Origin of the sequence: Pseudomonas sp. LLC-1 (assembly GCF_002992185.1) — a bacterium.
Lineage (GTDB): Bacteria > Pseudomonadota > Gammaproteobacteria > Pseudomonadales > Pseudomonadaceae > Aquipseudomonas > Aquipseudomonas monteilii.
On the sequence record NZ_LUVY01000028.1, the window covers coordinates 1 to 11,329 of the forward strand.

At 62.2% G+C, this 11,329-nt stretch carries 7 protein-coding genes and 1 pseudogene; 3 read left to right on the top strand and 5 right to left on the bottom strand.

Annotated elements, in window-relative coordinates:
- Positions 1 to 332 (top strand): annotated as a pseudogene (locus tag A0O30_RS26685) (IS110 family transposase); the annotation flags it as partial.
- A gap of 83 nt (positions 333 to 415) precedes the next feature.
- Here A0O30_RS26685 and A0O30_RS26690 read toward each other — a convergent pair.
- Positions 416 to 2,095 carry an MFS transporter gene (locus A0O30_RS26690; RefSeq protein WP_105948700.1) on the bottom strand — a complete coding sequence of 560 codons (1,680 nt, stop codon included), beginning with the start codon at positions 2,093 to 2,095 and terminating at the stop codon, positions 416 to 418.
- Positions 2,096 to 2,288: 193 nt separating this feature from the next.
- On the opposite strand from A0O30_RS26690, the gene A0O30_RS26695 reads away from it, so the two are divergent.
- Entirely contained in the window at positions 2,289 to 2,975 is a 687-nt protein-coding gene (locus tag A0O30_RS26695; RefSeq protein WP_105948701.1) for a helix-turn-helix domain-containing protein, read from the top strand.
- Here the strand turns inward: A0O30_RS26695 and A0O30_RS26700 are convergent.
- From A0O30_RS26700 to A0O30_RS26715, 4 genes are all read right to left on the bottom strand, one after another.
- Entirely contained in the window at positions 2,958 to 3,839 is an 882-nt protein-coding gene (locus A0O30_RS26700; RefSeq protein WP_105948702.1) for a sterol desaturase family protein, read from the bottom strand. The two genes, A0O30_RS26695 and A0O30_RS26700, sit on opposite strands and share 18 nt — an antisense overlap.
- A gap of 228 nt (positions 3,840 to 4,067) precedes the next feature.
- Complete coding sequence (locus A0O30_RS26705) at positions 4,068 to 4,847, bottom strand: alpha/beta fold hydrolase (protein WP_105948703.1); 780 nt, start codon at positions 4,845 to 4,847, stop codon at positions 4,068 to 4,070.
- The gene (locus A0O30_RS26710; RefSeq protein ID WP_105948704.1) at positions 4,844 to 5,263 is read right to left on the bottom strand and encodes a VOC family protein; all 420 of its coding nucleotides are present in this window, start codon (positions 5,261 to 5,263) and stop codon (positions 4,844 to 4,846) included. The genes A0O30_RS26705 and A0O30_RS26710 overlap by 4 nt, the downstream gene beginning before the upstream one ends.
- A gap of 75 nt (positions 5,264 to 5,338) precedes the next feature.
- A complete protein-coding gene (locus A0O30_RS26715; protein ID WP_105948705.1) occupies positions 5,339 to 6,265 on the bottom strand; it encodes an alpha/beta fold hydrolase in 927 nt (308 codons plus the stop codon).
- Positions 6,266 to 6,447: 182 nt separating this feature from the next.
- Between A0O30_RS26715 and A0O30_RS26720 the strand changes: the two genes are divergently transcribed.
- Positions 6,448 to 11,322: an NEL-type E3 ubiquitin ligase domain-containing protein gene (locus tag A0O30_RS26720; protein WP_371921639.1), complete on the top strand. Its 4,875-nt coding sequence runs from the start codon at positions 6,448 to 6,450 to the stop codon at positions 11,320 to 11,322.
- Positions 11,323 to 11,329 lie beyond the last annotated feature (7 nt).

Sequence of the window (11,329 nt, forward strand, 5' to 3'; positions counted from 1 at the left end):
CCCGAATCTCCGGCGGTCATCGACTGGCAGGAGGCGGGCCCAAAATAGTCAATCGAGCAGCTCAAGCACTCAAGCAGGCTGCATCCAATGCTCGTAATGACAAGGGTTTCATTGGTGCATCGCACCGAGCCAGGCTGACTCGAATGGATACCAGCTGCGCCATCAAAGCCACTGCCCACCAGTTGGCACGACTGGTGTACAACCTGCTAACCAAGAAACAGGCTTATGTCGAAAAAGGTCTTGAGGAATTCGAAGCCAGGAGCCAAGACCGACAGGTCCGGGCTTTGCTTCGCAAAGCCCGGAAACTGGGGTACCAACTGGTGGCTGCCTGAGTGCTTAAAAAACAGTGGGTTGCATTTTGTTTGATGAGAGCGGGCTTGCCCGCGAAGAGGCCCGCACAGGCGATCCATTAATCTCAGGTATGGCTGATATCCCGATCCTTGGTCTCTGGCATGAAGAAGATCCCCAGTACCGCCGTCATCACGGCAATCACGATCGGGTACCACAAGCCGTAATAGATATCCCCGGTCGCCGCCACCATGGCAAACGCAACCGTCGGCAGGAAGCCGCCGAACCAGCCGTTGCCGATGTGGTAAGGCAGCGACATCGAGGTGTAGCGGATACGCGCCGGGAACAGTTCCACCAGCCAGGCGGCAATCGGGCCGTAGACCATGGTCACGTAGATCACCAGAAGGGTCAGCAGCAACAGCACCATCGGGTAGTGGATCTTCGCCGGGTCAGCCTTTTCCGGGTAGCCCGCCTCTTTCAATGCACCACTCAAGGTTGCAGTAAACGCCTCGCTCTGCACCTTGAAGTCCGCTGCGGCCATGCTGCTGCCTTCAAAGCTCGGCAGTACCCGCTCACCAATACGGATCTGCGCCACGCTGCCAGGTTCGGCCGCTTCGTTGGTGTAGGGAATGGCGCGCTTGGCCAGCAGGCTCTTGGCGATGTCGCAGGAACTGGTGAATCTGGCCTTGCCCACCGGGTCGAACTGGAACGCGCACTGGCCAGGGTCAGCCACCACCACCACCGGGTTCTGCTCCTGGGCAACGAACACGTCCGGGTTGCCGTATTCGGTCAGCGCCTTGAAGATCGGGAAATAAGTCAGCGCAGCGATAATGCAGCCGGCCATGATGATCTTCTTGCGGCCAATGCGGTCAGACAAGCTGCCGAAAAAGATGAAGAACGGCGTGCCGATCAGCAGCGAGCCGGCAATCAGCAGGTTGGCCGTCTGTGGCTCGATCTTGAGCATCTGCAACAGGAAGAACAGCGCATAGAATTGCCCGGTGTACCACACCACGGCCTGGCCAGCAGTGCCGCCCAGCAACGCCATGATCACCACCTTCAGGTTGTCCCAACGGGCGAACGACTCCGTCAGAGGTGCCTTGGAGGCTTTGCCTTCGGCCTTCATCTTCATGAACACCGGTGACTCGTTGAGCTGCATGCGGATGTACACCGAAATCGCCAGCAGCAGGATCGACAGCAGGAATGGCACCCGCCAGCCCCAGGCCTCGAAGGCCTCGGTCCCCATGGCCGTGCGGCACGCCATGATCACCAGCAGCGACAGAAACAGCCCCAAGGTGGCCGTGGTCTGGATCCAGGCGGTGAAAAAGCCGCGCCGCCCCTTCGGTGCATGCTCGGCCACGTAGGTGGCCGCGCCGCCGTACTCGCCACCCAGTGCCAGGCCCTGCAGCAGGCGCAGGGTGATCAGGATGATCGGCGCGGCCACACCGATCGCGGCGTAGCCAGGTAGCAGGCCGACGATGGCGGTGGACAGGCCCATGATCACGATGGTAATGAGGAAGGTGTACTTACGCCCGATCATGTCGCCCAGGCGGCCGAACACAATGGCACCGAATGGCCGTACGGCGAACCCGGCGGCAAAGGCGAGCAAGGCGAAGATGAACGAGGTGGTTTCATTGACCCCGGCAAAGAAGTGCTTGGCGATGATCGCCGCCAGGGAACCGTACAGGTAGAAGTCGTACCATTCGAACACCGTGCCCAGGGAAGAGGCGAAGATGACCTTGCGCTCCTCCCGGGTGATACCGCGTTGGGGCGCGCTACTGCCCGTGGATGTGCTGTCGAGAACCGCCATGGGTTGCCTCCGTCATGTCATCATGCAGGCCGGAGCACCTCACAACCACTTCACCGTCGCACCCAGGCCTTGGGGCTTGCTTTGGTTGCGCGAAGCACGACGAGGCGGGCCGCCTCGGATCGCAGCAAGGTAACTGAAGCATAATCGGGTTTGGCGGGATATCCACCCGCCTGGCCGCACGCCAGAGGGCAGCATGAACGACACGGCTACACCGGGCTGGCTAGGCGATATCTGGTTGGCTGACGATCACTGTCTGCTGCTGTCTACACTCGGCAGGACCGACCGTCACGTGCACTACGCGCATCAGGTGCTCATTGGCCTCGGTGCCGATGTCGAGGTGCGCGTGGGCGAGCAGATCTGCAGCGGCCCGCAGGTGCTGATTGCCTCGCAGCAACCCCATGCCATCCTCAGTCATGGCATACCGTGCCTTACCCTGTTCGCCGAGCCGCTGGCATTCGACCTGGCAGACCTTGCCTTGGCCTGCGAGCACTCGGGCAACCGTGCAGAACACTTGGCAGAAAGCCTTGGGCATTGGCCGCGCCGCCGGCTCGACCCGCGCCTGGAAAAAGCGCTTCAGCGCATCCGCGCGCTCGACGAGCAAGCCTTGCCGGCCCGGGAACTGGCCAGTACCGCGACGCTGTCGATCAGCCAGCTGGAGCGCCTGTTCAGCGGTTCACTGAAGCTGTCGGTGCGGCGGCTGGTGTTGTGGCAGCGCTTGCGTGTGGCTATGCAAAGGGCGCTGAGCGGCGCCAGCCTGACCGAAGCGGCATTGGCGGCAGGGTTTGCCGACTCGGCGCACTTCACCCGCAGCGTTCGCCGGCAGTTCGGCCTCAGCCCCCGGGCCGCCTTGCGCGGATTGCGTCTACGTACGGTCGGCTAGCGCCTGGCACAACCCCGCTGGCAACACCGCAGGGGCATGAGCATCGCCGTTCACCCACGGCTCGCGCAATTGCGCCAGGTAGGCCTGCGGATAGTCGGGCCGATCACCGATGCCCATGTCGTCGTCCGCAAGCGCATAGCCTGGCAGGTACAGGACCGTGCCAAGCAGCCGGTCCCAGAGCGGAAAGAACAGCGCGAAGTTGACGTCGCCAGTGCTGCCGTACTTCAGGTGATGCAGGCGATGCACCGGCGCCCAGGCGAACACATGGCGCAAGCCGCCAATGCGCATGTCCACGTTGCTGTGTTGCAGCAACAGCTGGATAGACACACTGAACGCCAGCAGCGATGCCACCTCGACGGGCAAGCCAAGCAGCAACAACGGCAAGGTGCCGCCCAGGGTTTCGAGCAACTGGTGTAGAGGGTGCTTCATCAGGCCGTTGAAACCGTACAGGCGCGTGACACTGTGGTGCACCGCATGCAGCCGCCACAGCAGCGGGCTGCGGTGGCTGGCGTAATGCACCAGGGTGATGCCCAGGTCGGCCAGCGCAATGGCTAGCAGCAACTGCAGGGCCAACGGCCAGTGATCAGGCCAAAGCCCCGTACCCGGGAGCCAGTTGGCAAGCAGCGGAATGGTCGCCACGCTACAGAGGGTCAGGCATTCATTGACCAGCGCATGGCAAAGGTCACGTCGCCCCTCGCCTTGTACCTGATTCCAGACAACCTTGTAGGGTATGAGCCGTTCGCAGATAAATGACAGCAACACGGCACTGGCCAGCAAGGGCAGTAGCCACAACGGCTGGGCTGCCAATGACAGTGCGGCGGCAATGAAGCCGAAGAAAAACAGTGGGGCATACAGGGTGCGCATTGGGCGACTCCAGTCAGTCAGGAGCCGCCAGTGTTGGGCCTTAGGCCAGGTGAGCGCTTGAAAGAACGGCGCATGCACTGCTGTGGGAGCGGGCGCGCCCGCGAAGAATTCGACTCGGTGCATGGCACCGGCTGCGCCGGTGTTCGCGGGCACGCCCGCTCCCACAGGGCCTCTGCAATTCAGATAGTCATGGGTTGTTCTGTGAGCACTCGCGTCAACTGAAGACCTTTACCTTAGGAACTGCATCACCTCTGCCAGTACCTGTGCAGCCTGCTCGCGATGCGGCACATGCCCACACCCGTGCAACAGACGCATTACCGCCGGCCCGCTGGCCAGCGCCACCAACCGTTCGGGGTGTGCTGGCGAGCCGAACTCGTCGTTATCGCCATGCAGGCTCAACAGTGGGCAGCGGACCTGCGCCAACACGGCATCCAGGTTCCACTCGGCAAAATCCTCAGCCAGCCAATTGTCCACCCAGGCGCGCAGTACCCATTCGGCCTTGCTGCCGTGGTAGCGCTCCAGCCGTTGCAGTTGCCCGGGCTCGGCAAACTGCAGATCGGCTGCACGAATGCCTTGAAGGGTGCGCGCTTCGACAAACGCTTGCGCCGACTCGGTAATCAGCCCCACGCACTGGCTGGCGAAGGCCGCCGCACAGGCCACGGCCATGCCACCGCCAACGCTGTGGCCGAAGACAATGAAATCGGTAATGCCAAAGTACTCGCGCAGCGCCGTGAACCCTTGCTGCGCCTCGTTCTCGACAAAGCCCAGGCGCAACCTTCCCGGGTGTGCGTCGGACCGGCCAAAGCCCAGGCGGTCGTAGGCAATTACCCGGTGCCCGGTGGCGCGGGCCAACTGCACCGGAAAGTCGCGCCACAACGCCACACAACCCAGCGAATCATGCAGCAGGACAATGGGCGCCCCCTGCACCTGCAGGGGTACCCACTCCTGAGCGAACAGCTTGCCTTGGGCGGTGTCGATCCAATGCTCACGGCTGTGCAGTTCGCTCATACCGCCTCCGCCACCGGCCCCTTCAACTCGACCTGGTTGCCATCCGGGTCGTAACAGTACAGGGACAGCCCCTCGCCTTCGGCACCATAACGCTTCTCTGCGGGCTCAACCTTTACCCCGGCGGCTTCCAGGTAGGCCGTCAATGCCGCCTCGTCGAACGGCTCGATACGCAGGCAGAAATGGTGCAGGTTGCGCCCTTCCACCCCCGGTGCCGCCCCGCCTGGCTGGCCCAGTGGGCCGTCCAGGGTCACCAGGTCGATCATCGCCGTGCCCGTGGCTAGGTGCACCATGCCCAGGTCGTCGCGCACGCGGCTGACAGCGCAGCCCAGCAGCTCGGTGTAGAAGGCAACACTGCGCGGCAGGTCGCTGACCCGCAGAACAAGATGGTCTATGTGCTTGATAGCGAACGGTCGCATGCCGGGCTCCTTGTGCCGTGTGCGCGAATACGTTCGCCACCATAGCCCAGCTTCGCCCGGCGTGACCAGAATCAGCTACTCGTTAACCAACCGTTGCAGCACGCGCCCTTCATGCCGCGTCAGGATGCGCAACAGTTGGTCGACCAGCGCCCGGTCTGGGGTATCCAGGTGGAAGTGGTGCCCGCCCGGGTGCCACGAAATCTTCGCCTGACCAGGCAAGGCGGCCTCGCGCCGGGTAAAGGCTTCGCCGGTGAATGCCCCCTGGCGACCAAACAGCAGGTACAACGGGCAGCTGATCTGGTTGAGCAGCTCGCAGGCTTCGCGCTCGGTCAGCGGCATCGGTTCAGGCAGCACCAGCCGCGGGTCGTGGCGCCAGCAGTAGCCATCGCCCAGTTGCAGCAGGTCGCGCAGCGCCAGCAGCCGTGCGGCACCTTCCGACAGCTCGGTGTCCAGGCGTTCGCGGCGTTGCGCCAGGGCGGTGTCCAGGTCGTCGAAGCGGCCGGGGTCTGGCTCGGCAAACCCCGGCAGCTGGCTGCGCTGCACCATGCGCTTGAGCCGGTAGGCCCGCGCCAGGTGCTGCACGCGGTCATCCTCGGCCACCGTGAACGGTGCCCCCATGCCGTCGAGGAAGGTCATGCTGGCAATGCCGCTGGTCATGGCCGCCAGCAGCGATGCCACCCCGGTGCCCATGCCATGGGCCAGCACATGGAACTGCGCCAGGCCCAGGCTGTCGGTCACCGCCAGCATGTCTTCAGCATGCTCCCACAGGTAATAGCCACTGTCGTGTCGGCGATGGTCAGAGCGGCCATGGCCGACCAGGTCGGGGGCTACCACGAAACAACCGTCCAGCATCGGTGCCAGGCGTTCGAACGAGGCCGCGTTGTCCAGCCAGCCATGCAAGGCCAATACGGGAATACCGTCTTCGGCGCCCCAGGTGCGGACCGCTATTTCAATACCATCAAGGTCTAGCAGGTGGTCTTTCGGACTGCACAGCGAACGCATTGCAATTCTCCTTGGCTGAAGCCTGCGCCATGGCCTGCCTCCACCCTCTCGCAGATCTCCCCCTGCTGCTGGCCCCTCACCGACCCGCGCATGCGCAAGACCGACCGCTACCAACAACTATCTACCGCACCACGGCGCCTTGATGAGCGTGGACTATCCCCTCTACGCAAGAGGTCATGACCATGACAACCCCCACGCCGCTGCATAAAAACCAGATAACCCGCGCACTGCCCAAATGGAGCAAGGCGCTTCACCCCGCACACACGCAAAAAGTGGTGCAAAGCCTGCGCAGGGACTATCTGGCTGAAGATGGCACCCCTTACACATGGTATGCCACTGCCGATGCGCCCGCGCGCGAGCAGTTGCGCAACGCCATCAAGGCGCGAAACAAATGCCTGGCGCAACTCAAGGCAGCACTTGCGGGCTTCAAGGACATCATCACATTCAGCACGCCTCTGCTAACCAAGCGGTTGAATGTGAATGTGCCTGTAGACAGGGCGCAGTATGTCTTTCAGCCCTTTGAAGCCGATGCCGATATCTGGACCGGCGTTCCTGACCTGGAAGTGCCTTTGTTCCCTGACCGGAAGGTGGATGTGCTGGCCTCCCGCCCCGTGGGCGAGCCGCAAGCACGTAGCTTGCTGGAGGCGGCCCTGCACAACTTCGAGGGCCTGGATGAAGTAGGCGCCTACAGCAGGCTCACCTGTGCAGCAGGCAGCGAAACCCCTTTGCCAGGGCTGACGATGGCGGACTTCGTCAAGCATTGTCGGGCACTGGACCTCGGCCAGCGCTATCAAGATCACCTGCTGGCAACCCATGAGGGCGCCAACCGCGCTGAAGTCCAGCGCCTGTCGATTCAAGCCAGCCGTGAAGCTTTGAGGGTGCAGGTACTGATCGCAAAGCTCAAAGGCCTGCTGAGCGACCGCGGGGGCAATGCGCTCATTCAGTTATGCGATGGCAAGCCCCAGCCCACCTATGATGAACAGCCGTTGCACTGCTGGAATTTCAGCCTGTTCGGTATCCCCATCCACGAGATCCTGTTCATCGGGCCCGACGAGCCTGGCCAGATAAACCCGTGCATTGTTTACATCCCTGAAGACAACGAGCACCCGGTCCGGGAATTTGCCTCACGCCAGGCAGCAGGCAAACACCTGCGTAGCCGCTTGCTGCAAAGCACATTCCGTCGTGCCTTGGTCCATTTCGCCTACAGGGACAGGCAAAAGGAACTGGCCGACAAGCTGGAGAGCGCGTTGTTCGAGAAGGACGATGCAGGCATACGCAAACCCCGGCACAAGCCGGTACTCCATTTCACCCCCTCGCCCATCCGCACCGATCCCTGGGCCACCTTGTACAACGCGCACCTTGCGCGCATGAAGGCCGACGCGAAAACCATTGCTGTCCCCACTGCCGACGTAGACGCCAAGGCCCGCAACGAGCGCCTGAAGCACTGGTTCGACATGGGCATGAATGTGCTCAACGTGGCCGCGTTCTTCGTGCCCGGGCTGAACACGGTCATGCTTGGCGTTTTCGCCTACGACCTGATGAGCTCTGTTTTCACCGGGTTCGAGGCCTGGGAAGAAGGTGATAGGCAGCAAGCGCTGGTGCAACTGGAATCATTGGCCATCAATGCTACGGTCATCGCCGGTTTTGCGGTAGGCACCAAGATCGTTCAGGCATCAGGCTTCGTCGATGCGCTGACCAGTGTGTGGCACGAAGATCAGGAAGTGCTCTGGCACCCCGACATGAAGCCGTATGCAAGTACAGCGGCTATCCCTGAGGGAATTCAACCCGATTCGCTCGGCCATGTGCACGTCGATGGGAAGACCTACCTGAAGCTGGATGGGACGCTATACGAAGTCTTTCAGGACGCTGAGCAACAATGGCGCGTGCGCCACCCCGATGATGCGCAGGCCTATGCGCCCCGCTTGTTGCATCATGGTGACGCTCGCTGGCAACTCGACCATGAACAACCGCTGGAATGGGACCACCAGCAACTCATGAGCCGCCTGGGCAACTACACCACTGGCCTGGACGAAAGCGAACTGGACTACGCCATGCGCAGTACCGGTACCGATGAAGGTGTATTGCGCCGAAACCAGGCAACAGGCTCACGCCCACCCGCCCTGTTGATCGACACCTTGCAACGCCTGCAACTCGACAACGAGGCTCGACAGATCATCGATTGCGTACGCCATGGGCTGCCGTTGGCAGCGTACAAGAACTTTGCCTTACCTGAACTGCTGCGCCTGCCGGGGTGGCCTGAGGGGACTGTACTCAAGGTTTACAAAGGGCCAGAACCCTGGGGCGAGTCTGTGCGCTACGGCCCGCCCCATTCGACGGGGCAGGTAGAAATCGAAGTCACCCGCACCGACCTGGACAATGGCCAACTGAGCCAGACCGTGTTGGCTCAAATGGATGAAGAGGCCGCGCTGCAACTGCTGGGTGACACGCCGCCCGAGCAGCGATCTTCTGCCTTGAACAACACGCTCGCGACACACCTGGAAGCGCATCGCGAGGCGTTGTTCAGCAGCCTGCAACAAAGCCGCCAGCCCGTCCTTCCCCCAGCCGCCCACCCCCTCGCCCGACAGTTTCCCGGCTTGCCGGACAGTGCGCTTGAAGCGTTACTGGCCAACATCAGCAACGCCGAACGGCTAAGCCTGACAAACGGACGGGTGCCGCTTCGCATTGCCGAAGAAGCCCGCCGTCTGCAAGCCCGTGCGCGGCTAGACCGCGCCATCCTCGGCATGTTCAGGCGCAGCCTGGCTAACGATGACAGCCAACGCCTGAAACAGGCCCTGCAAGCCGAGCACCCACAGGTTGACTCGGCCCAGTTGCTGCAACTTGCCCTTGCCGATCGCCAGCACTGCGCCTCACTGCTGGGCCAACAGCCTATCAAGCCGAGCTTCCGCTCACCCTTGCGCATGGCCAACGGCCAACTTGGCTACCCTTTGAGTGGTCGGGGCCTGCCCGCCGCGCGCCGCCTCCGGGCACTCTACCCCGAACTCAGCAGCCCGCAAATCAGTGCGCTGCAAGCTGATCTTGCCCAAGGGGGCGACCTGGGTATTGCCATCAGTCGGCTGGAAGCAGAACAGCGTACCCTCAGCCGTGACCTCAACCGCTGGGCCAACGCTTCAGCTTCGCTGGAAGAGCGCTTTGATCGCCAACAGTGCACCGAGCGACTGATGAGTGCTTCCCGGCGTGAAGGCGGCGCGCAGCGTGAGGCGCTCGTGCTGGACCGCATGCAACTGCCAGCGCTGCCAACGTTCACTGCTCGCATGCCGCATATCCGGCAACTCACGCTTGATGGGTTACAGCTGCGGCGCCTGGACAGCGGCTTGCTGTCAAACTTCCCCAACCTGGAAAACCTGGAAATCCTCGGCAACCCCGACATGGACGCCGAAACACTGTTCGAGGCGCTCAAGTCTGCGCCACGGCTACGCGAGCTGGGCCTGACAAGCAATGGCTTGACTGCCCTTACAGCCACTGCCCAACAAGCCATCGAGGCGATGCCCGGCCTGAGAATACTTGGCCTCAGCCGTAACCGCCTGCAACTCGATGACGCCAGCTTGAGTTTCCTTGCGCGCTTGCCACTGGATGCACTAGGCCTGGGCAATAATCAGATCACACTCGATGAAACCCTCGCTGCCCGTTTTCAGGACATGATTCACCCCATGGTACTGCATATGCCTGGCAACCCATTGCAGCTGCCGCCCGACCTGCGCTTCATGGCTCGCCTCACCCACCTGGACCTCGAGCGTTGCGAACTGCAGCAATGGCCCGACAGCTTGACCACCCTCATGAGCCAGCCCCAGTACCAACTGCGCTATGTCAACCTCTCCTCCAACCGCATTCGCACACTGCCAGACCTGCCAGGGGTGCTGCGTACCCCCTTCGCCCGTGACGTCGCCGCCCGCCTGCCTGAGCGCCGCTGGCTGTTCAACTACAACACGCTGGAAGCCCAGACACGCGCACGCCTGGGCAGCAGTGGCGTCAACGTATTCGAACACGCAGAGGACGTGCCGCAGTGGCAAGGCATTTTCCGTGGCGAAGCGAGCAGCGCCGAAGAGCAACTGTGGAGCGATTTGTTCGACCAAGGTGAAAATGCGGCGTTGCTGGGGGTACTGGAGCGCCTCGCCCAGTCGGCAGAAGCGCAGCGTGATGCCGAGGCCCTGAGGGAGCGTGTGTGGGCGCTGCTGGAAAACGCTGCCCAAGACACCGAACTGCGCGAGCGCCTGGCCACCGTGGCTGGCGACTTCCCCCCAACTTGCGGGGACGCGGGGGCCGACGCTTTCAGTGCATTGGAAATAGAAGTGCTGGCCCATGAAGCTGCAGGCCTAGCCGGCAATCGAGTGACCGAGCTACTGAACCTGTACCGCAGGTTGTATCGGCGTCATCAGGTAAACCAGCTGGCCGACCGCATCAGCGGGAAAAGGTCGTTGCGCAAGGCGGCACTACAGGATGATGTGTTCGATGCAGACTTACCGCCCTATGATGAACTTGATGATCCCTCTGCCTTTCCGGACAGCGATCTGGAAACGGGGCTGGTGGACGATATCGAGTTGCGCCTGGCCTTGCGCCAGTCCTTGTCCTCTGCACTGGATTACCCTGAGCCGAGCCGAGGTATGCTGTACCGGAGCACGGCCCGAATCAACCAGACGATCATCGACAGGGTAAAAGCGGCGGTTCTTGCTCTGGATACGGACGCCACCGTTCGGGAGCAATGGTTGACCCAGCAGCCGAGCTGGGTCGAGTACCTGAAACGTGAGCATGCAGCACAGTTCAGCCTGATCACCGACTTTTGGCGGCCAGGTCTGGACTATCTGTACTATTGCCTGGATGAAACCGCCGACCCAGTCACCTCCCTGGACAGTTCTGTTCTACGAGCGCTGGCCGGCGTCATGCCTGAAAGCCCATTGAATGCTCAAGGAGTGCTGCGTCGCGTCTCGATCAACGAGCAGCAGTACCGCCAAGGGGTGGACGTACTGACTGCCGAACAGCGACAGGTTGAAACCGGTCTGCTGACCAGCCTCACTCGCCAGGCGCAAACCATCGGCGGCTAAGCGGCTC

Coding starts and splice junctions, on each gene's coding strand:
- A0O30_RS26690 (WP_105948700.1), bottom strand. CDS start 2,095: ATGGCGGTTCTCGACAGCACATCCACGGGCAGTAGCGCGCCCCAACGC.
- A0O30_RS26695 (WP_105948701.1), top strand. CDS start 2,289: ATGAACGACACGGCTACACCGGGCTGGCTAGGCGATATCTGGTTGGCT.
- A0O30_RS26700 (WP_105948702.1), bottom strand. CDS start 3,839: ATGCGCACCCTGTATGCCCCACTGTTTTTCTTCGGCTTCATTGCCGCC.
- A0O30_RS26705 (WP_105948703.1), bottom strand. CDS start 4,847: ATGAGCGAACTGCACAGCCGTGAGCATTGGATCGACACCGCCCAAGGC.
- A0O30_RS26710 (WP_105948704.1), bottom strand. CDS start 5,263: ATGCGACCGTTCGCTATCAAGCACATAGACCATCTTGTTCTGCGGGTC.
- A0O30_RS26715 (WP_105948705.1), bottom strand. CDS start 6,265: ATGCGTTCGCTGTGCAGTCCGAAAGACCACCTGCTAGACCTTGATGGT.
- A0O30_RS26720 (WP_371921639.1), top strand. CDS start 6,448: ATGACAACCCCCACGCCGCTGCATAAAAACCAGATAACCCGCGCACTG.